Genomic DNA, 20,520 nt, shown 5'->3' with positions numbered 1-20,520 from the left:
GGCGGCAGCCGCTTGCTCGGGGTACCTGCCAATTCGATGGATTTTATCGTAAAGAAAGACTTCCCGCTCGCTCCCTTTCAGCAAATGAAAGCGAAAAAAGGCATCGATGCATACGACGTAGCGGCTTATCTTCCCAGTGTGATTGCCGATCTGGATTATCGTTTGTCGGTAAAGGATCAGAAAGTGCCTCCTTACTTTCACCGAGAGCAAATCGCAGGCATGGCTGCATACAAGAAAGAAGGCTTGGGTACTCCGTGGCTGCTCGTGCACGGGCTTTTCAGTGAGATGAGCGATTTACTTCCGCTCGCTGAACAGCTGGGTGAACATGCTGTATGGTTACTGGATTTGCCCGGGTTTGGCAGATCGCCCTATCACCATCACGAAAAACCGATCGAGGGCTTTATCGAGGCATTGGCGGAGGCATTGCGACAACTGCCGTTTCCGGTTCATCTTGCGGGACATTCATTTGGCGGGTTTTTGGCGTGGGAGGCAGCAAAGCGAGTACCGGAAAAAATCGAGAAGCTATACCTTTTGCAGCCGCCCCTGCATGCGCCGAAGTATTCTTTGCTGCTGGCGGGATTGGGGAAAAGTCCAGCCCTTCTTCAGCGTTTTTTGCAAAAGCAGTTAACGCCAGCCAAATTGGAAAAAGCAATGCTTGAGCAAGGGGTATTTCAGTCCACGGAGGAAATGCCAAAAGGCTATGTAGAAAAGGCAGGGAAGCTCCTGCAATCCCCGCGGATCAGCAAGACGCATACAGACGTGCTGCGCTATTTTATGAATGAACTCCAGCAAATGGCGGTAACAACACAGCCGTTCCCTTTTCCAGCCCAGATCGTATGGGGAACACAGGATCAAACGTATCAGCTGACAAAAGGAACAGAGGGTGCTTTCATGAAAGCAAGTGTAGAGATCGAAAGGCTCTCCGTCGCTCATCATTTTCCGCTCAGTCATCCACAGCTAACGGCAAACATATTGCTTCAGATGAGGCATGGCAAGGAATGACGACGGAGCGATTCTTCAGAAGGGGCATGGTGAGAAAGGGACCATGCTCTTTTTGAATGAGGCAAGAAAAAACGAGTTGAACTTTCTGTGAATTTCGAATAGACTATTTTTATCAAATAACGACACTATAACGACAAGTGTCGTTAGTGAAGAAAAAGGGAGGAGAGTAAAGTGCAGGAACGCAACAGGAAGAGGATAGTTTATACCGTTTCTCACATCTGGGTGAAGACCTCATGAAGCAATATATAGTGAAGCGCCTATTGTCGGGCATCATTGTCCTGTTTGGACTCTCCGTTTTTACGTTTTTGCTTATTCATCTCATCCCCGGTGACCCTGTGCGGATCATGCTGGGGCAGCGGGCGACTGTCGAACAAATCGAGTCGCTTCGCGGAGAACTGGGCTTGAACAAACCTTTGGTCGTCCAGTATCTCGACTATGCTTCTGGTGTTTTGAAAGGGGATCTCGGCACTTCCCTGAAAACGGGCCGACCTGTGAGCACAGAAATTGCCGATCGTTTTCCTGCGACAGCAAAAATGGCAGTGGGCAGCCTCGTAGTGGCAGTTGTGATCGGCATCGGGCTGGGTGTCCTAGCGGCAAAATACAAGGATACACCTATCGACGGAGCGATCATGACCTTTTCCACCTTTGGGATGTCCATACCCGGCTTTTGGTTAGGCTTACTCGTCATCCTTGTATTCTCCGTCCATTTGGGCTGGTTTCCGATTGCGGGAGGAACGGGGCTAAAAGACATGGTTCTTCCAGCGTTTACCTTGGGGACATTGATGGCGACCGCACTCAGCCGACTCACTCGAGCTGGCATGGTGGAGGTTTTGTCCAATGACTATATTCGAACAGCACGTGCGAAAGGGATGAATGAACGAATTGTGCTGCTGCGGCACGCTTTTCGCAATGTGATGATTCCGATTGTGGCTGTCATTGGCCTGGAACTGGCTGGCTTGCTGGGCGGGGCTGTGATTGTCGAGCAGGTTTTTGGCTGGCCGGGAGTGGGTACTTTGGCGATTCAAGCGATTAGCTCGCGGGATTTCCCGATGATTCAAGGAACGACGCTGTTTATTGGAGCAGTGTATGTCCTCGTTGTCATTTTGATTGATGTCCTGTACGCGCTTCTCGATCCTCGCATTGATTACACCGCGAAGGAGGGGGTGTAGCATGTTCTGGAGTAAGCAATGGTCTATGCCTCGTTTCGAATTATGGGAGAAGATTATGCAGCAAAAGAAAGCGAAATACAGCTTTCTGATGATGCTCTGCATTGTTTTGCTGGGAATCATCGGGCCGTGGATTGCTCCGCATGATCCTACGAAAACGTACTACGAAGCATTTATGCAAGGACCGTCGAAAGAGTTTTGGCTAGGGACAGATGCGATTGGCCGCGATATTTTATCCCGGATGCTGTACGGAACACGAGTGACACTGACCGTAGCTGTGCTGGCGTCTGTCATGACGTTTGTAGCAGGAACGCTGATTGGTGTGACATGCGCTTACCTCGGAGGAATTGTTGACAATCTGATCATGAGAATCATGGACATCATGCTGGCGTTGCCCGGCATTGTGCTTGCTCTAGCAATCGTAGCTGTGCTTGGACCGAGTCAGGAAAATGCGATGATCGCGATAGGAATATCATCGATTCCGGCCTTTTCGATTCTGATCCGTGGTGCGGCACTCTCGATCAAGCAATCCGGCTATGTAGAAGCAAGCCGCTCCATCGGCAGCTCGAATTGGTGGATCATTACGCGCCAGTTCATTCCGAACATCTCCAACGTGCTGATCGTCTATACGACCATGTTTATAGGCGGTGCCATTTTGGGGACCTCGGCACTGGGCTTTATCGGTTTGGGTGCCCAGCCTCCTACACCGGAGTGGGGAACGATGCTGAATGAAGGGAAAAATTACTTGCGAGAAGCTTGGTGGCTCGCTACTTTTCCCGGTCTTGCGATTACAGCAGTCGTTTTTACGGTGTATCTGCTCGGGGATGCATTGCGCGATATCTTTGATCCCAAATCATAGTTTACGAGTTTACGAGCTTCCGTTCCCGAAAAAGGAGTGAGTAACGTGACAAACATGTTGGAAGTGACGGGATTGACTACCACGTTTTCGAAAAATGAAAGGGCTTTCAAGGTGGTGGACAATCTTTGCTTACAGGTCAAAAGAGGTGAATCGGTCGGTATCGTTGGAGAATCAGGATGTGGAAAAAGCGTTGCCTCTCTATCCATGATGCGTTTGCTCAGTAAAAACGGAAGCATTGCAGGCCGTATTCAACTGAACGGAGCCGATCTCTTGCGCTATAGCGAAAAAGAGATGCAAAAGATCAGAGGAAAAGAGATCGCAATGATCTTTCAGGAGCCGATGACTTCGTTGAATCCCGTACTGACCATCGGGAAGCAATTGAGCGAAGGACTGGAAAAGCATGAGGGCATGAACCGAGTCCAATCGAGAGAAAGAGTGCTCGAGCTGTTGACGCAGGTAGGCATTTCACGTGCCAATGAAATCTATCACGAGTACCCGCATCGTCTGTCCGGGGGGATGCGACAGCGCGTGATGATCGCGATGGCGATTGCCTGTCATCCAAAGCTATTGATAGCGGACGAACCGACGACTGCACTAGACGTAACGATCCAGGCGCAAATATTGGATGTCATGAAAAAAATCCAAAGAGAGCTAGGCATGTCGCTCATCATGATCACGCATGATTTGGGCGTGGTCGCCGAGACATGTGACCGGGTACTGGTGATGTATGCCGGGCAGGTCATTGAAGTGGCTGATGTTCGCACACTGCTTCGAAGCCCCAAGCATCCGTACACCATGGGCTTGATCAAATCGACGCCACATAATGCCAAAGGCCAGAAGAGATTGCACAGTATCGCGGGAAGTGTGCCGACCCCAGATAATTATCCGAAGGGATGCCGCTTTGCTCCGCGATGCGAGAAGGCGATGCCTGTCTGTTTGGAACAAAATCCCCCGTTGCTGGATGTGGATCAACAGTCGGAGTGCCGTTGTTGGCTGTATCAAGAGAACAGGGAAAGTACGGCGGTGAATGGATGAAGACGCCTCTTTTGCAAGTGAAGAACCTGAATAAGAAATTCCTTGTCCGCAAAGGGTGGTTCCAGCAGCCAGGTTACGTGCATGCCGTCCATGGAGTGAACGTGTCTGTCAACGCAGGTGAAACATTGGGAATTGTGGGAGAGTCAGGCTGTGGCAAGTCAACACTGGGCAGATGTATTTTGCGCTTGATCGAGCCGACAGACGGCGAGATCGTGTTCGAGGGTCAAAATATCCGCAGCTTACAGAAGGCAGACATGCAGAAGCTACGGCGTGATATGCAAATGGTGTTTCAAAATCCATTTGATACCCTCAATCCAAAGCTGACGATCCAGCACATTTTGTCAGAGCCATTGATTGCCCATGGTATCCCAAAACGCGAGCGAGCAGCCATGCTCGAAGAGACGCTGGAGATCGTCGGTTTGAACAAAAGTCATTTGTCGCGATACGCGCATGAGTTTTCCGGAGGACAAAGACAAAGAATCGGGATCGCTCGCGCCTTGATGCTCAGGCCAAAGCTCATCATAGCTGACGAGCCTGTGTCCGCTCTGGATGTATCGATTCAATCGCAAATTCTCAATTTGCTTCAGGATTTGCAGGAGCAGTTTTCGCTCACGTATCTTTTTATCTCGCATGACTTGAGTGTCGTCGAGCATATCGCCGATCGAGTAGCGGTGATGTACTTGGGAGAAGTGATTGAGCTGGCGAAAAAAGAAGAGCTGTTTCAACGTCCGATGCATCCCTACACACAGTCGCTTCTCTCCGCCATTCCCATCACGGATCCTGACGAGAAAAAAGAACGGATCATGTTAACAGGGGATCTGCCGTCTCCATCCAATCCGCCGCAGGGCTGCAAGTTTCACCCGCGCTGTTGGGCGTGCATGGACGTGTGCAAGACAGAAGCCCCTCCATTAACAGAAGCAGATGGCAGACTGGTTGCGTGTCATCTCTATGAAAAATAAGGGAATAGGAGTGATAGATAGATGTTGGACCCACGTCTTACGAAGCTGGCGAATGTGCTGGTGAATTACTCTACGAATGTGCAGCCAGGAGATAACGTGCTGATCGATGCGATGGAGGTGGACGCCGCTCTGATAAAGGAGCTTGTCAAAGCAGTTTCGCGAGCAGGCGGGCATTCCTTTGTGAACCTGCGTGAATCCTCGATTAGCCGTCAGTTATTTCTAGCGGGAACAGAGGAGCAATTCCGTTTAGAGGCAGAGATGGACAAAGAGCGAATGGAAAAAATGCAAGCGTGCATCATCATCGAGGGTGGGCTGAACATCAATGAAGTGTCTGATGTCCCTGATGAGCAGATGAAGCTGGCTACGTCCTTTTTCAAAGAAGTAAGTATTGTGCGTCTCAAAAAGAAATGGGTCTATCTTCGTTATCCGACGCCTTCCATGGCGCAACTGGCGAATAAAAGCACAGAAGCATTTGAACAGTTCTACTTCGATGTCTGCACGATGGATTACGCCAAAATGGCAAAAGCCATGCAGCCGCTCAAGGAGCTGATGGAGCGAACAGACCGCGTGAAAATCACGGGACCTGGCACAGAGTTGACCTTCTCCATCAAAGGCATTCCAGCGATTCCGTGTCCGGGGCACTATAACATACCAGACGGTGAAGTATTTACAGCCCCTGTTCGCGAATCGGTGAACGGTGTCATATCGTTTAACACTCCCTCGCCTTATCAAGGCTTTACCTTTGAAAAGGTACGGTTGGAGTTTGTGGACGGGAAGATCGTTAACGCCACAGCCAATGACACAGAGCGCTTGAACAACATTTTGGATACGGATGAAGGTGCCCGGTACATTGGGGAGTTTGCTTTGGGGGTCCACCCGTTCATTCGGGAGCCCATGCAGGATATTTTATTCGATGAAAAAATCGACGGCAGCTTCCACTTTACCCCGGGACGATGCTATGACGAGGCATCCAACGGTAACAAGTCGAACATCCATTGGGACATGGTCATGATTCAACGCCCGGAGTACGGTGGCGGTGAGATTTGGTTCGATGACCACTTGATTCGCAGAGACGGACGTTTTCTTTTACCGGAGCTTGCACCACTTAACCCGGAAAACCTGAAATAACAGGGGGAGCATGAGGCATGACACACGTAATCGATGGGCATTTTGACCTATTGCTGGATGTTGCTATTCAACGCGAGCATGGCAGGCGAAAAGTAATAGAATCGGATTACTTACCTGATTTCGTGGCGGGCGGGGTGCAGACAGTTGTCGCAGCGATTTATATCGACAACAAATTCCTGCCGGAGATGGGCTTGAGAAAAGCACTGCAACAAATCAGCGCGCTACATGCGGAGGCAGATGAATCACCTGAGAAAATCATGGTTTGCAAAAGTGTGAGTGACATCGAGACCGCGAAGCGAATGGGGAAAATTGGTTTTGTGCTCTCTCTGGAAGGCGCGGAACCGTTATATAATGATCTGAGTATGCTCCGTGTTTTTTACGAGCTGGGCGTGCGCCTTTTGGGTCTCGTGTGGAGCAGGCGGAACTTCGTTGGAGATGGTAGTCATTTTAGTCCGGTACGGGAAGGGCGCAAGGGCGGGCTCACCGAGTTCGGCATCCGCGTCGTCGAAGAGGCAGAAGCAATGGGCATCATCATTGATGTCAGCCATCTGAATGACGAAGGTTTTTGGGATCTAATCGAGGTAGCGCGTAAGCCCATTATCGCTTCACATTCCAATTGCCGGACATTAGCAAGCTCCATGCGCAATCTGACGGATGAGCAAATCAGGGCGATCGCATTCACCAACGGCGTAATCGGCATCAATGGCGTCAATCTGTTCGTAGCGGACACAGACGACCAGGCTGATATCGAGCACATGATCAACCACGTCGATCACATCGTGAAGCTGGTTGGGGTTGAACACGTCGGACTTGGTCTGGACATCATCGAGCCATTTATGAAATACGATTCTCCCAATGTGTTTATTCAACCAGGACGCAAAGATTTTGATGTCGTAAAAGGACATACCAAGGTTCCGGAGCTTGTGCGTGCCCTTGCCAAAAGAGGATACAAGGATGAAGCGATTGAGCGTATTTTGGGCAAAAACTTCATCCGCGTGTTTAAGGACGTGTGGAAATCATAGAGAGATGAGGGAGTGGAACATTGACCATTACGATAGCGGTAATCTCTTCGGAAGAATTTTTGCCAAGGATCTTGAAGCATACCCAATCCATCGATTACATTCAACTGACCTCGTATACATACCAGAACCCCAAAGAGAGTGTTGCGTTGCTTGATCAAATCCATGACTGCGACGTGCTGCTTTTTGCTGGCCCACTTCCTTATTTTTTTGCCAAGGAAAAGGTAGAGCAAAAGAAGCTGCCTGCCGTGTACATCCCGATCGATGAATATACCATTTCCCTCTCTTTATTTCATACCTTGCTGAATGTACCAGGAGGACTGGACCGCATCTCGATAGATTTGCCAAAAGCGGAGTATATTGAGAAGGTCGCTGATGAATTGGGCATTATTTCTACGCCTTGGTATGTAAAAGACTACAGTGAGATTATTGAAGAAGGCGGGACGAGATTTGACGTAGAGGAGATTATTCAGTTCCACAAGGAGCTTTGGGAACAGAAACAGAGCCATTTTGCTTTGACTGGTGTTGACTACGTATACAGTCGATTACGTGAGATGAACATCCCTTCCGCATCGCTCGTCAGTCCCGATAAAAATATTCGCGATGCCGTCAATCAAGCCGTTGCTTATGGTCAATTGAAAATTAGCAAAAATTCGCAGATAGCTGTGGGAATTGCAGCGATCCAACAAAATGATGGTCCACCAGTAGAAACACAATGGCAGGATGCGACGATTATTTTGCTGCAAGAGCTACTGGAGCTCGTCAAAGAGACGGATGCTTCCATTCAAAAATTGGGAATGGATCAATTCATCATCTATGGCACGAGAGGCAGCATCGAGCAAATGATTGAATCCGGGAAGATCATGCAAGTAGTGGGCAATGTCGATCTGCTGGCCAAAGTGACGGTTGCCATCGGATTTGGTTTTGGCCAAACCGCGAAAGAGGCCGAAGCCAATGCACGTATTGCGATTTATCATGCCCAGAAAACAAATGAAAGCAGTGCGTATCTGGTGACGGATGAAAAAGAAGTGATCGGTCCGTTGAATACAGAATCGAAGACATTCCAATTAAAAAGCGAGAACAAGGAAGTGCTGGAGATCGCGGAGAAGACTGGCGCAAGTGTCGCTACCATCACGAAAATTATGCAGTATGTCAAGCTTCGCCGCGATAACCGCTTCACCGCTTCAGATTTAGCCGAGTACCTCCAGATCAGTCGCCGCAGCTCAGAAAGAACCTTGAAAAAACTGATCGAGCATCAGGTCGTAGAGGTCGTCGGAGAAGAGCAGCCGTATCAGCAAGGACGCCCGCGGGCTGTGTATCGCCTTAATCATTTATGACTTTCCTCTTGTAATATCAACCTGTCCCGGTTTTTCCGTTTACGAAGAAAATCCGGGACCCTCCCACATCCCTTATCTAAGAAATAATCCGATCCAATTAGCGACTATATAACGACGTAAGTAGACTTCGAATGAAATGACTCGAAAAAAGGAGGTCGCTACATGCTATCAGAACGGTCAAAAGGCCAAATACGCAGCGTTTTACTTATGTGTGTACTCGTCTTTTCCATAGTTGGCTGCAGTTCTACTCCCACTCCGGCTACAGACGACAAGCAAGCAAGTCAACCAGCAAAAAACTCCCAGCCCAAAAAGGGAGGGACGATCACCATGGGCTACCAGATGGAGCCAGATACGCTGGACCCGCAAAAGACGTCGTTGTCAGCGGGAAATTTTGTTGGGGGCATGTTGGGGGGAGCTCTGCTGATCCTCGATCCCTTTACGTTTGAGTTGAAGCCGCATCTGGCTGAATCGTACACGATCTCGGAAGACGGCAAGACCATGACGTTCAAGATACGTTCTGGCGTAAAGTTCCATGATGGAACACCGCTCACTGCGGAAGTTTTTAAGCAAAGCTATGAACGTGCACTCGATCCAAAAACAGCCTCACCGGTTACGGGACCGGACGTATCCTCGATCAAATCCATTTCAGCTCCTGATGATTCCACATTGATCTTTCATTTGGATGAGCCCTCCCCTTCGTTACTTTCTAACTTAACATATAGCGGCTACCAGCAACCTATTTCCATAGAGGCACGAAACAAATACGGAAATGAGCTGGGACGCAATCCTGTGGGGGTAGGTCCGTGGAAATTCGAGAGCTGGAAAACAGGCGAATCAATCATACTGGTACGAAACGACGAGTATAAATGGGCAGCTCCTTTTGCTCTGAATCAAGGACCTGTAAGACCCGACAAGTTCGTTCTGAAATTTATTCAAGACAACCAAACCATGATGGCTGCTCTCGACAGTGGGACGATTGATATTGCCACTGTACCCCCGAAAGACGCGAAGAAATACAAGGATCACAAAGATTTTACGGTGTTGGAAGGGATGCAGCCTGCAGAGTACTTCATTGGGATGAATTTGGAAAATGAAATCTTGCAGGATGTCCGCGTGAGAAAAGCACTAAACTTGGCGATCAACAAAGATGCATTAATCATGGCAGATCTGCAAGGAGAGGGGGTGCCTGTCTACGGACCGATCCCGCCTACGATGATCGGATACGATGCGGCAGTAGAGCAGTACGGCTACAAGTACAATGCTGAGCAAGCCAGACAACTGCTGGAAGAGGCAGGATGGAAGCCAAACGCGCAAGGGATAAGGGAAAAGGATGGGAAGACGCTCAGCCTGACGATGCTCATCGAAGATACAAATCCCGGACATCAGCTGGTGCAAAGCATGTTCAAAGAGATTGGTGTCGAATTGCATATTCAAAAGTATGAATCAGCGACAGCTCTTGAACAGGCACTGAAGGGCGAGTTCGATTTGTTCACAACGAGTCATGGCAGCGTCGATCCAGATATTTTGCACTTGGTACTGCATTCGAGTCAGATCGGGGGCTTGAATTTCTTTCGCCTCAGTGATCAACAGCTCGATAGCCTGCTAGATAAAGGACGAACGACAACAGATCAAGTACTGCGACAGCAGGTTTTTGCAGACATTCAAAAAAGAGTCGTGGAACAGGCCTATTGGGTTCCGCTCTATTCCGCAAAAACATTCGTGGTCATCAGTAACCGGATTCAAGGCGTCAAGCCAAATCCATTAGCATCCTTGATTATTCAGGACATGTGGGTGAACGAGTAGGGCTTGGTATGACAACATTCGAAAGAGGTGAAAGAAATGAGACAGCAAGGCTGGTCAGTAGAGTGGGAAGAACTTGTTGAGAAAGAAATGAAGGAAGGTAGAGTTCCGGGCTTCGTTATGGGTGTGAATCTGAATGGGCAGAGCCTGTTTCGCAAAAGCTTTGGCTATCGGGATCGTGAAAAGGAACTCGAAATCACTCCTGATACGGTGATGGGTTTGGCCTCCGTTACGAAGTCCTTTACATGCATGGCGATCATGCAGCTACAGGAAGCGAAAAAGCTCTCTGTTCATGATCCAGTGATCAAATACCTCCCTGAGTTTCGTACCCCGGATCGTCAAAAAACGGAGCAGATGACGATCCACCATTTTATGACGCACACGACGGGCTTACCGCCGCTGCCCATTGATAACCTGGCGATTCGCAACTCCATGCTCGATGACATGCCGGACGAGGATAACCCGATTCACCGTTACTTGAAAAAGGAGCACCAGAAACCGATCTACACGTTCGAAGAGCTGATGGAAGCTCTTGCTCTGGCGGAATATGACTTGGTGGGCTCACCAGGACAATTGTTCAGCTATTCGAATGATTGTTATTCTCTCCTGGGAGCGGTCATAGCCAGGGTGAGTGGGAAGTCGTATGACGTGTATGTCAAAGAGCATATTTTGGAACCAGCAGACATGAAGAGCAGCACCTTTCTTCTGAGCGATCTGCCACACCTACCAGATGTAACGACCATCTATCATTTTAAAGAGAGCAATGGCGTATCTGAGATTTACCCTGATCCAAATTGGGAGGATGGGCTACTCGTAGCGGCATCGGGGTATTTGAATTCAACAGTGCATGACATGTTGAACTACGCTGAAATTTTCCGTACGGGCGGATGTGTGGGCAAGGAACGGATTTTATCTGAGGAGAGCGTCAAACAAATGATCTATCCGCATGTCCAGAACAGCTACAGCAGGTACTACGGGTATGGCTTATCCATTCAACCCGACTACTATGGGGGGACCTTGATCAAGCACGGTGGAGCGATCAAAGGTGTCGCTGCCCATTTAGCGATTGTTCCAGAGCGGGGAATTACATCCATGGCCTTGGCCAATTTAACCGGAAGCCCCGTCGAAAAAGCATCACTGACAGCACTCCATGCCGTAGAAGGGCGTCCATTGAATACGCCACAGTACCAATTCGAGACATATAGCGTCCCTGCTTCCCAATTAGGGGAGTACGTCGGTCGATACGTTAGTGGGGAAGGAATGGATATCATCGTATATGTGGTAGAGGATGTCCTGATGATGATAGATAAAACGTCGGATGCGTTTGGTGGAAAACAACTGAACTATCTATTGCGACCAATTGGAGAGCATCAATTTATCACCGAGAGAGAGGGAAGCGAGCTGACAGTTGGCTTTGTAAAAGGCGAAGACGGCTCTGTAAAAGCCATGTCCCTTTATTATCGAATCATTCCACGAGTAGCAGCTACGGAGGGTAGTCGAGTATGAAAATAACGTCTGTAAAGGTTCATGCCATAAGGTTGCCGCTAAAACGCCCATTTATTATCGCATACGCCTCGTATGAGGATATGCCGTCCATTATTGTAAAAGTGGAGACAGACAATGGCTTGGTCGGACTAGGCGAAGCGGTACCGGATCAAAATGTCACCGGAGAGACGTGGGAGTCTACCTATACGATGCTCGTTCAAAACCTGGCGCATGTTGTGATCGGTGAGAATCCGTTTGATATCGAGAGAATCCATGAGAAGATGAACCAGGCTGTTTGGGGAGCCCCAGCAGCAAAAGCCGCCATCGATATCGCTTGCTATGATCTGATGGGCAAGGCGGCTGGTCAACCTGTTTATCATTTCTTGGGCGGAAAATATCACACGACTCTTTCCTTCCCCTATGTGTTAAGCATTTTGGAGCCAGAGGTCATGGCAGCTGAAGCCAAGCAAGCCATAGCAGATGGCTATGACTCGATCAAAATAAAGGTGGGAGCTGATCTTCAGACAGATATCCAGCGAATCCGGGCTGTTCGGCAGGCAGTTGGCCCTGACGTAGGGCTGCGGGTGGACGCCAACCAAGGGTGGGAGAACCGTGCGAACTCCTTGCTTGTTATGAAACAGATCGAGGATTGTCACATTGATTGGATGGAGCAACCTGTCTTGGCAGATGATCTCGATGCTCTGGCGGATATTCGCAGGCAAACGACTACTCCAATTATGGTAGACGAGGGATTGCACGGGACGAAGGAAATGCGGGAAGTCATCGCGAAGAAAGCTGCAGATAAAGTAAACATCAAACTGATGAAAAGTGGAGGGATTTATCCTGCTCTCAAATTAGTGAATCAGGCGGAAATGGCCGGGATGGAGTGTCAGATTGGTTCGATGCTGGAGTCTTCGATTGGCAGTGCAGCCGGCGCTCATTTAGCGATTGCGAAGAAAAACATCATTTCCAACGAGTTGGCAGGACCTACTATCATTTCGCGGGATGTGGCTGAGCTTGCGATTCACGGAAGCCAAATTATCGTGACAGATCAGCCAGGCTTAGGTGTAGAGCTAGATGAAGCGGTGCTTGCCGACATAACGGTTAAGTCAGAGCAGGTCATCGGAGTGAAGCGGCAACCCGTATAGGGAGATGACTGAATGCAAAATACGCGCATAGAAATCGTAGAGACATTGACAGAAAGCCAGCTTCAGATGATCAAGGCAATGGAGCAGGAGGCTTTTGGTGTACATGGAGCGATTGATGAATGGGTGCTCGTACCACTCGCGAGACATGGCTGCGTTGCACTTTTCATGGAAGCGGAGGAGGCGTGTCCTGTAGGGGTATGCCAGCTCTTGAGGGATTTCCGTCAGCCGGACAAGTGCTACATGTATGGGTATTACATCCGAGCAGATCGGAAAGGGATGGGGTATGGGTTCTCTTTCTTGAACCGATTGTTGGAGCAGCTGCGTGAGGTTGGGTTTCGTCAGATTTGCCTGACCGTAAGCCCTGATAATACTGGAGCAGTCGGACTCTATCAAAAAGCAGGCTTTGCGGTTATCGAGAGACGGATTGCGGAATATGGTAGTGGAAACGATCGCTATTATATGGTGAAAACGCTATAAAAGGGAAGTCGCTTACGATGAGAACGGTTTCCTGTCTATCGGATCAGGGGGACAGCGCGGGATCTGCTTGATATTGTAACGCTCAATGTTCGCAGTGAAATTATGACCAACTTAGGCAATCCATTTGGAAAAACAGATGGGTGAACATTTTGATGATTACCGAAGTGGGATCGTACGCAAGATCGAAATGAACGACAAAGGCATGGGTGTATGCCTGGATTTTTTGCGAATATCGAAGCAAAACTGTTGGGGTGTCCGGAGTCCTTGGCGCACTTTGGACAGCAAGCCCTGATACAAAAGTAAGAGATGCTGCACATTACGCAGCCGATGAAGCAGGAATCTAAAAATAATTGAAAAGCCCTCCTTTGGAATATGGTCTTACCCCTGTCAAGTAGACAGTTTGAAACAAGCCCTCGTTTAGGTGTTCGTTGAAAATTAAGTTTTAGACTAAGCCTAATACATGAAACAGCGGCGACTTCAGACCCGATAATAAAGTCTTAAGCTCACCGCTGTTTTTATTGAACTATCGAACCCGTTAGTTCAATGAATTAAACCAGGCAGGATGTTATTCCCTAGCTTTCCGTTTAGCAACTCTTTGTATTTGTAACTTTATATTTTCAATTCTCTTTTGTGCTTTTTCTTTGATAAAATCTAACGACCTACTCCATTTCTTTATCTTATTTGTTTCATGATTCCATAAGTATACGTCAGGGTTTAATAACCCTGATCTCGTTTTTTGAAGAACCAGTTGATTTCCTGTATCACCAGCAGCGATTGAAATTAGATTTTCGTGCATGTATTCCCAACGTGCTTTTGTGTTTTCGTAAACGATATGATTTGATGTTTTCCGAGGATTTGATATATCAAAAACGGGGTGAAAATGCCAACCACCTGGTAGTTCTAGTCCATTAGATACTTTCCAAATCTCTTTTAATTGTTCGGGAAATTCCACTCCCAATTCTTCCGCGGCCGCCTTTATCATCTCTTCAGAAACACCAAGAGAAGGCTTTTCATTGATTTTATTATTTTTCATTGTCGTACCTCCTTTACTGCATCTTATCCAACCCATTGGGGTGTTCAAGCAAATGTTATTTCAACCATTATGTATCAAGCCGAACAAACCTGCCCGTTAGTGTAATGGCTCAAGTTAGTCTAAAGCATTATTTTCTTAGTCTACAAACTACATTTTCAAAGTCTAATACATTATTTTTAGTGAACACTAGGCAATTTGAGCTCGGTATTGTACCGGGCTCAGATTGTTTAAACGGACTTGAATACGCTCGTTATTATAAAAATGAATATATTGTTTTATTGCCTTTTGTACCTCTTCATCCTGCGTAAAAGTGTTTATGTACAAACATTCTGTCTTGAGATGGCTGAAAAAGCCTTCGATACAAGCGTTGTCTAGGCATTTTCCCTTCCTTGACATACTAACCGTAATATTAGATGCTTGAAGTAATTCGTTATATTTTTTTGACGTGTATTGGTATCCTTGATCACTGTGCAAGAGTAAGCCACTCACATCTCTTTTTTTAATAGCTGCTTTTACGGTATCCATTACAAGCTTTAGGTCATTTCGTTTGCTGATTCGGTAAGCAACGACCTCATTATTGAATAGATCGTAAATGACCGACAGATACAGACGACGTCCATTAAAGATTACAAACGTAATGTCCGTTGCCCATTTCTCCAGTGGACGTGAAGCAGCAAAATCACGATTTAATTTATTTTCGGAAACGACAACTTGCTCTCTTCGGCCAAAAAATTTACGTTTTTTCCGAATGCGTGCTTGAATTCCCAATTCCTTCATCAGTCGATACACGCGTTTGAGATTGATTTGAATGCCGTATGTTTTGTGGAGCCAAGCTTGTATCCGTGGGTACCCATAAATGCCTTTAAATCTTTGATAAGCAGCCGTGATGATCATTTTTAGTTTTTGTTCTTCCTTCTGCCTTTGGGACGGATACTCTTGGTAGCGCAGCCATTTATAATAGCCGCTTCTTGAAACTTGAGCAATCTTACAAAGAAGTGAAACAGGAAACCGTTTAGCCAACTCCGTAATGATCTTAAATTCTACTGTTTTCTCCCTGGTCTTTTTCCCTCCCTTCTGGCTTCTAAGAGCTTTTTTAAGAATTCTACCTCTGCCTCAAGTCGCTGTATTTTCTCCTCCCGGGGAAGAGATTTTTCACGAGTCCCCTCTGTTTTTCTTTTTCTCCCTCTACGATCCTCTAAACCTTTCAATCCATCATCTCTGTATTTTCTAACCCATCTGCGGAACATCCTTAAATCAAGACCGTATGTTTCTCTGATCTCCCTATAGGTAGTCCCTTGCTCGAAACATTCCACTACATGATGTTTGAATTCAAGGGAATACGTCTTTTTAGTACTGCTCATAAAAATTCCCCTCCAAGTAAACAGTAAAGGGCTTTCTTTTTACTGTCTACCTAAAGGGGATAATACCAATATTCCGGGGAGGGCTTTTCTTATGTATTACGATTGTTCGTAACACAAATTATTGCTGCTAAGTAAAGAATTGATGCTACTATGGCTCTTAAAAAGGATTCTTGATCTGTGTCATTGTTATAAATTGAAACAGAAGCAACTACCACAATGTGTCCAATGACGTAGACTAGAAGACCGTACAAAATTTTTTTAAGCATAGAAGATCATCCTAATTTTAGTAGTCAAAGCTATCGTAATCTGGAGAAGCCATTTCAATATCTGCAGCATAAGATACATTCATGTTAACTGAAGGAGTTGAACTTCCAGAGAAGCCAATTTCAATACCACTCGCATGAATTTGAACATGTCCATATTCTCCAACAACATTTGCTGAGCCATCGTCATCATTTTTATAAACTTTTGCGGTCAGTACAATTTCGTAGTCGTTTTTCATTGAGTCAATATCTACATCATAGGCAATTCCTTTTTCTGGGTCAACATCGTTTAATGCAACGTCATCACGATCAGATCCAAATGTTCTCATGATATAGCAGTCATCTTCGTATAACGTGAAATCATCTGACCAAGCGAGTGCAATTGCATCAGTAAATTCATAAAAAGGGTCTGTCAGCCATTCACCAGTGGCTACAAACTTAAAATTATCCTTGCTACGCTTTTCATTAATTCTTTTAGCAACAACACTCATTTTAAAATCGTCTTTGTCTAATGTTCGGAGCTTAACTTCGCCGGTATCCTCTTCATCAAGGTTTCTATAAACCTCCTGAATACTAACAATCTCGCCCTCCTCTTTACTTAATTCATAGATAGCAGCATCTGATAAACTATCAATTTGATCTGGAGTTATATGTTCAGCGAAATCCAATTTCTCCAGAGCTAAAACACGTTCTACAGTTGATAATGGTGTGAAATTCTCTTCTTGAGTTTCTTCTTTGGTGTTTTGTTTGTCAGAAGCGAAGGCAGGGTTGACAGTTAATAGAGACAAAACTGTGGCAATAGCTACGACTTTTTTCATCAAAAGCACCTCAATTCAGAAATTTAACCGCAAATCGAATATGTACCATATTTATCTAAAAATGAATCTATATAACAAACATACGATAAAAAAATTAACGCTTTGGTATTAGTTGTGAATTATTCAAATGACTTTTATTGATAGGTAACTACTAGTATAAGCGTAGACATTTCTCTCTATTGTTTGTTGGTGATTCATTGGCCTTGTACTCGTTGTAACCCGACCAAAATTAGGCACCGGACATGTTCCGGTGTTTTTTTGTGCACTTGACAATTGCAAGACGATGAATCATTATGTTTATTAAATAATAAACAAAAACTAATTTTGTCTATTTAATTCGGTATTTGAAAAGTGAGGGAGAAACGATGAATCGCGAAGAACTGAAACAACTGTATAAAGAATCGGAAACGCAGGCAGGGGTGTATCAGATTAAAAACACCAAAAACCAAAAAGTTTGGATCAGCGCCACCCGGAACCTCAAGACGATGAACGGAAAGCTGTTTACTCTCAAAATGGGTTCGCATATAAACAAGCAGCTTCAACAGGAATGGAATGAGTACGGAGAAGAGGCATTCGTCTTTGAAGTGTTGGAGGTTTTGAAAAAGAAGGAAGACGGATTCTTTGATGAAAAAGATGCCCTGAAGAAACTGGAACAAAAATGGCTCGACCAGCTCCAGCCGTACGGAGAGCGCGGATACAATCAGGAAAAAAAGAAAGAGCAATAATCAAACGAAAAGAGGGAAAGAAAATGAAAATACCTACGAACTTGAACCATAAGCCTGTTGTCGTGTCGGATAACTATGAGCGCGTTGATGGTCGATTAGCCAGAAACACAGATGTGAAAGCACTTTCTCTGGGAGTGGCAGAGGGCAACTCCAGAAGAAAGGTCGATATATCTGCCAAGGTATGGAGATACACGGGAGAAGAATGGTCAAAACAATCGGAGGAACTGCCTCTCCATCGCGTTCTTGATATGTCCATACTGATTTGTCGGTCTTTGGCTCATTTTCGCGACGCATACAGATATGAGCATTATTATGACCCGCAGGAGCCCGTCATCGACCGGGTTGCCCTGCAAGGGGACGCAATGAACGTGGCGATATGTACGGACAATGAGAGTCTTCATGAAGACATTAAGCTGTTCAGCCAAGGGCTGAGTAACGACGATGAGCTGATCGGCGAACGTCTGCGCACATTATCAAAACTATTAAAGGATATGGGGTATTGAAATGTTTTCCAATGTTTATGTTCGAACGATTATCCTCTCCCGTGTGCTGCTGCATTTGGGGATTTGGATCCGAAATTATGCCGTTCTACTTTTCGTTAGCGAATTGACGAATAATAATTCGGTTTATGTATCACTGATTTCGGTTGCGGAATTCGCCCCCATTTTTCTATTCGGCCTGATTGGCGGAACTTTTGCCGATCGATGGAGGCCGAAGCGGACAATGGTTTGGAGTGATCTGCTGTCTGCCGTGTCCGTCGGGGCTGTGCTGCTTGTACTCATGAATGGGGGATGGATGACACTTCTCATCGGAACATTTATTTCCGCCAGCCTGTCTCAATTTTCTCAACCCTCGGCGATGAAACTGTACAAGCATCATGTGCCAGCTGAACAACTGCAGGGCGCGATGGCCATGTCCCAAACGCTTGTCGCTGTCTTTACGGTTTTAGGTCCGGTCATCGGCACGTTTATTTTCATCCAGTTTGGAATTACAGTCTCTCTGATTTTGACAGCCGTTCTGTTCCTAGGGTCTTCCCTTATCTTAGCGACGCTTCCCCGTGACGTGGAGGAACCGAAGTCTGATGATGCTGGCGGCTTCATAAAGGAATTGAAGGCCGGACTGCACTATATCGGGTCCAATCAATCCTTACGAACTCTCTGTCTGACTTTCTTCGCTGTCGGTTTGGCGTCAGGTCTGACACAGCCGCTTCAGATATTCCTTGTCATCGAGAATTTGGGACAGGACAAACAATTTTTGCAGTGGTTGGTTATGACCAACGGGTTAGCCATGTTGGCAGGAGGAGCAATCATAATCGGGATAGCCAAAAAGGTAAGGCCACAGATGTTGCTCATGGTAGGCTTGCTTGTCTCTGCCGCTTGCACGATGGTAGTAGGGGTTACCACAACGATTTGGTTGATGATTGTTCTATTAGTGATCAGCGGTTTCTTTTTCCCTTGTATTCAAAGCGGAATCCAGACGCTACTTGTACGGAACACAGAAGGGGCATTTATGGGCCGGGTATCTGGTGCGATCACGCCTGTTTTTATGGGGATGATGGTGATTGGCATGTTTATATCCGGCTATTTAAAAGAGACGTTTTCTCTAGTTGCGGTATATGTGGTGAGCGGGGTTTTGATTATGATCGGTGCGGCTTTGCTGCTGCCTCTTCTTGTTGAGAAAAAGAGCAAAGATGCGAAGAACCCGGCACTATGAGGGGAGTAGAAATGTAATGACTGAAAATGGAACATATGATTTGTCACCCGAAAGACAGCTGACGGATGCAGAAAAAAAGCTTGTTTGGAAAAAGCCTTTCACTCATAAGGTCAGTGAAGAAGAACAGCGCATTAGTAATGAAATCAAACGCAACTGGAATCGCGGAGAAATGAAAATCGCCAATATATTATTAGAAGGTGACGCTGGTTCTGGGAAAACACAACTAGCCAAAGCATTATCGGCTAATTTCGGGCTGCCATATACGAAAGTGACTTGTTTTGCTGATATGGATAAATCGGATATTATTGGCGCTATTTTGCCGGTAATTTCTTCTGAACGTTTAGAGAAAATGGAGCCTGCCGAGCAAACGGTATGGAAAGCATTATATGAAAGCGATGGGTTTCAAAGCATATCTGAAATTTTAATGGATGCACTGGGGATTACTCAGGAACAGGCAGCTTTAAAGATGAAGCAATTACTGAAGCTTACAGCAGCGGAAAACACCGATGGCGAAGCGATTGAGTACCGATTTTACCCTTCGGAAATCGTCAGGGCCTATCAAAAGGGTTATCTTCTGGAAATCCAAGAACCAAACGTTATTCGTGATGCTGCGGTGTTAATGGCATTAAATTCTGCCTTGGAGCTGGATGGCAGCATCAATCTTCCCACCGAGATTATACGCAGGCACCCGGACTTCATTGCGGTGATCACAACAAACCGCAGTTATGCGGGAACCAGACCGTTAAACGAAGCGCTGCGTGACAGGGTTCAACATACGGAAAAGATGGACCTGCCGACCAAAGAAATCATGATCGAACGTGTAATGGCCAAAACCGGTTTTCAAGATGGAAAGGTGCTGGGGATTTTAGCGGACATGATTATGGTTTTAGACAGAACAGCGAGGGCCAATGCGATCAAGGGCGTGGCTGGAATGCGTTCCTTTTTCTACTGGGCAGATGCAATTGCAGGAGGAGCTTCCGCAAAGGAATCTCTTTATCATAAGGTCATCTACAAGATAACAACCGATTCGGAAGAAATAAAGCTTTTGGAAGAAGCACTAAAAAATCATGGTTTGTTTGCTAGCTTGGAAGAAGCCGAGATTGAGTTAAAAAAAAACGAAAATCTGACGACGCCATAGAGATCAGAACATGGGGAGGTATAGACGACACTGATTTTGGCAAAGACAACCAGG

20 protein-coding genes are annotated in these 20,520 nt (G+C 46.5%); 16 read left to right on the top strand and 4 right to left on the bottom strand.

Features of this window, described 5'->3' with window-relative positions:
- From PMI05_RS16085 to PMI05_RS16030, 12 genes are all read left to right on the top strand, one after another.
- Nucleotides 1-1,002: alpha/beta hydrolase (locus PMI05_RS16085; protein ID WP_007723582.1), on the top strand; the 1,002-nt coding region annotated here is incomplete at its 5' end.
- A 233-nt stretch (nt 1,003-1,235) separates the two neighbouring features.
- A complete protein-coding gene (nikB, locus tag PMI05_RS16080; protein WP_007723579.1) occupies nt 1,236-2,171 on the top strand; it encodes a nickel ABC transporter permease in 936 nt (311 codons plus the stop codon).
- A gap of 1 nt (nt 2,172) precedes the next feature.
- Complete coding sequence (locus PMI05_RS16075; protein ID WP_007723576.1) at nt 2,173-3,027, top strand: ABC transporter permease; 855 nt, start codon at nt 2,173-2,175, stop codon at nt 3,025-3,027.
- A 45-nt stretch (nt 3,028-3,072) separates the two neighbouring features.
- Nucleotides 3,073-4,062, top strand: a complete 990-nt coding sequence (locus PMI05_RS16070; RefSeq protein WP_007723573.1) for an ABC transporter ATP-binding protein — start codon at nt 3,073-3,075, stop codon at nt 4,060-4,062.
- Nucleotides 4,059-5,021 carry an ABC transporter ATP-binding protein gene (locus PMI05_RS16065; protein ID WP_007723571.1) on the top strand — a complete coding sequence of 321 codons (963 nt, stop codon included), beginning with the start codon at nt 4,059-4,061 and terminating at the stop codon, nt 5,019-5,021. The genes PMI05_RS16070 and PMI05_RS16065 overlap by 4 nt, the downstream gene beginning before the upstream one ends.
- Nucleotides 5,022-5,042: 21 nt before the next feature.
- Complete coding sequence (locus PMI05_RS16060) at nt 5,043-6,149, top strand: aminopeptidase (protein WP_007723569.1); 1,107 nt, start codon at nt 5,043-5,045, stop codon at nt 6,147-6,149.
- 17 nt (nt 6,150-6,166) lie between these two features.
- Nucleotides 6,167-7,171 carry a dipeptidase gene (locus PMI05_RS16055; RefSeq protein WP_007723565.1) on the top strand — a complete coding sequence of 335 codons (1,005 nt, stop codon included), beginning with the start codon at nt 6,167-6,169 and terminating at the stop codon, nt 7,169-7,171.
- Between the two features lie 20 nt (nt 7,172-7,191).
- Entirely contained in the window at nt 7,192-8,505 is a 1,314-nt protein-coding gene (locus PMI05_RS16050; protein WP_007723563.1) for a transcriptional regulator, read from the top strand.
- Nucleotides 8,506-8,667: 162 nt separating this feature from the next.
- A complete protein-coding gene (locus PMI05_RS16045) occupies nt 8,668-10,308 on the top strand; it encodes an ABC transporter substrate-binding protein (RefSeq protein WP_007723561.1) in 1,641 nt (546 codons plus the stop codon).
- A gap of 36 nt (nt 10,309-10,344) precedes the next feature.
- On the top strand, nt 10,345-11,811 hold the full coding sequence (locus PMI05_RS16040) for a serine hydrolase (protein WP_007723559.1): 1,467 nt from the start codon (nt 10,345-10,347) through the stop codon (nt 11,809-11,811).
- Nucleotides 11,808-12,938, top strand: coding sequence for a mandelate racemase/muconate lactonizing enzyme family protein (locus PMI05_RS16035; RefSeq protein ID WP_007723556.1), 1,131 nt, complete (start codon nt 11,808-11,810; stop codon nt 12,936-12,938). The genes PMI05_RS16040 and PMI05_RS16035 overlap by 4 nt, the downstream gene beginning before the upstream one ends.
- Before the next feature lie 12 nt (nt 12,939-12,950).
- The gene (locus PMI05_RS16030; protein ID WP_007723554.1) at nt 12,951-13,415 is read left to right on the top strand and encodes an N-acetyltransferase; all 465 of its coding nucleotides are present in this window, start codon (nt 12,951-12,953) and stop codon (nt 13,413-13,415) included.
- Nucleotides 13,416-13,980: 565 nt separating this feature from the next.
- Here the strand turns inward: PMI05_RS16030 and PMI05_RS16025 are convergent.
- The 4 genes from PMI05_RS16025 to PMI05_RS16010 form a co-directional block, all read right to left on the bottom strand.
- Nucleotides 13,981-14,448 (bottom strand): SMI1/KNR4 family protein, encoded by a 468-nt coding sequence (locus PMI05_RS16025; protein ID WP_007723552.1) that lies wholly within the window; start codon nt 14,446-14,448, stop codon nt 13,981-13,983.
- A gap of 186 nt (nt 14,449-14,634) precedes the next feature.
- Nucleotides 14,635-15,549: an IS3 family transposase gene (locus tag PMI05_RS16020; protein ID WP_157230902.1), complete on the bottom strand. Its 915-nt coding sequence runs from the start codon at nt 15,547-15,549 to the stop codon at nt 14,635-14,637.
- Nucleotides 15,489-15,809, bottom strand: a complete 321-nt coding sequence (locus tag PMI05_RS16015; protein ID WP_007723546.1) for a helix-turn-helix domain-containing protein — start codon at nt 15,807-15,809, stop codon at nt 15,489-15,491. Before PMI05_RS16015 ends, PMI05_RS16020 begins: the two co-directional genes overlap by 61 nt.
- Nucleotides 15,810-16,092: 283 nt before the next feature.
- Nucleotides 16,093-16,890 (bottom strand): hypothetical protein, encoded by a 798-nt coding sequence (locus PMI05_RS16010; RefSeq protein ID WP_007723540.1) that lies wholly within the window; start codon nt 16,888-16,890, stop codon nt 16,093-16,095.
- Nucleotides 16,891-17,255: 365 nt separating this feature from the next.
- Here PMI05_RS16010 and PMI05_RS16005 point away from each other — a divergent pair, with 365 nt between their 5' ends.
- Genes PMI05_RS16005 through PMI05_RS15990 form a run of 4 tightly spaced genes read left to right on the top strand, consistent with a single transcriptional unit; the run spans nt 17,256 to nt 20,466 of the window.
- On the top strand, nt 17,256-17,615 hold the full coding sequence (locus tag PMI05_RS16005; protein WP_007723539.1) for a GIY-YIG nuclease family protein: 360 nt from the start codon (nt 17,256-17,258) through the stop codon (nt 17,613-17,615).
- A gap of 23 nt (nt 17,616-17,638) precedes the next feature.
- Nucleotides 17,639-18,118, top strand: a complete 480-nt coding sequence (locus PMI05_RS16000; RefSeq protein ID WP_007723537.1) for a DUF6530 family protein — start codon at nt 17,639-17,641, stop codon at nt 18,116-18,118.
- Between the two features lies 1 nt (nt 18,119).
- Nucleotides 18,120-19,328: an MFS transporter gene (locus PMI05_RS15995; RefSeq protein WP_007723534.1), complete on the top strand. Its 1,209-nt coding sequence runs from the start codon at nt 18,120-18,122 to the stop codon at nt 19,326-19,328.
- A gap of 16 nt (nt 19,329-19,344) precedes the next feature.
- A complete protein-coding gene (locus tag PMI05_RS15990; RefSeq protein WP_007723532.1) occupies nt 19,345-20,466 on the top strand; it encodes an AAA family ATPase in 1,122 nt (373 codons plus the stop codon).
- The last annotated feature ends 54 nt before the right edge of the window (nt 20,467-20,520 follow it).

The sequence above is a fragment of the Brevibacillus sp. BC25 genome (assembly GCF_000282075.1).
Taxonomy (GTDB): Bacteria; Bacillota; Bacilli; order Brevibacillales; family Brevibacillaceae; genus Brevibacillus.
This window is presented reverse-complemented; position numbering and strand designations above follow the sequence as displayed.

What these genes read in the sequence shown, in the direction of transcription:
- PMI05_RS16000 (WP_007723537.1), top strand. Translation starts at nt 17,639, where the DNA reads ATGAAAATACCTACGAACTTGAACCATAAGCCTGTTGTCGTGTCGGAT.
- PMI05_RS16005 (WP_007723539.1), top strand. Translation starts at nt 17,256, where the DNA reads ATGAATCGCGAAGAACTGAAACAACTGTATAAAGAATCGGAAACGCAG.
- PMI05_RS15995 (WP_007723534.1), top strand. Translation starts at nt 18,120, where the DNA reads ATGTTTTCCAATGTTTATGTTCGAACGATTATCCTCTCCCGTGTGCTG.
- PMI05_RS16040 (WP_007723559.1), top strand. Translation starts at nt 10,345, where the DNA reads ATGAGACAGCAAGGCTGGTCAGTAGAGTGGGAAGAACTTGTTGAGAAA.
- PMI05_RS16075 (WP_007723576.1), top strand. Translation starts at nt 2,173, where the DNA reads ATGTTCTGGAGTAAGCAATGGTCTATGCCTCGTTTCGAATTATGGGAG.
- PMI05_RS16065 (WP_007723571.1), top strand. Translation starts at nt 4,059, where the DNA reads ATGAAGACGCCTCTTTTGCAAGTGAAGAACCTGAATAAGAAATTCCTT.
- PMI05_RS16030 (WP_007723554.1), top strand. Translation starts at nt 12,951, where the DNA reads ATGCAAAATACGCGCATAGAAATCGTAGAGACATTGACAGAAAGCCAG.
- PMI05_RS16060 (WP_007723569.1), top strand. Translation starts at nt 5,043, where the DNA reads ATGTTGGACCCACGTCTTACGAAGCTGGCGAATGTGCTGGTGAATTAC.
- PMI05_RS16010 (WP_007723540.1), bottom strand. Translation starts at nt 16,890, where the DNA reads ATGAAAAAAGTCGTAGCTATTGCCACAGTTTTGTCTCTATTAACTGTC.
- PMI05_RS16015 (WP_007723546.1), bottom strand. Translation starts at nt 15,809, where the DNA reads ATGAGCAGTACTAAAAAGACGTATTCCCTTGAATTCAAACATCATGTA.
- PMI05_RS16055 (WP_007723565.1), top strand. Translation starts at nt 6,167, where the DNA reads ATGACACACGTAATCGATGGGCATTTTGACCTATTGCTGGATGTTGCT.
- PMI05_RS15990 (WP_007723532.1), top strand. Translation starts at nt 19,345, where the DNA reads ATGACTGAAAATGGAACATATGATTTGTCACCCGAAAGACAGCTGACG.
- nikB (WP_007723579.1), top strand. Translation starts at nt 1,236, where the DNA reads ATGAAGCAATATATAGTGAAGCGCCTATTGTCGGGCATCATTGTCCTG.
- PMI05_RS16025 (WP_007723552.1), bottom strand. Translation starts at nt 14,448, where the DNA reads ATGAAAAATAATAAAATCAATGAAAAGCCTTCTCTTGGTGTTTCTGAA.
- PMI05_RS16035 (WP_007723556.1), top strand. Translation starts at nt 11,808, where the DNA reads ATGAAAATAACGTCTGTAAAGGTTCATGCCATAAGGTTGCCGCTAAAA.
- PMI05_RS16045 (WP_007723561.1), top strand. Translation starts at nt 8,668, where the DNA reads ATGCTATCAGAACGGTCAAAAGGCCAAATACGCAGCGTTTTACTTATG.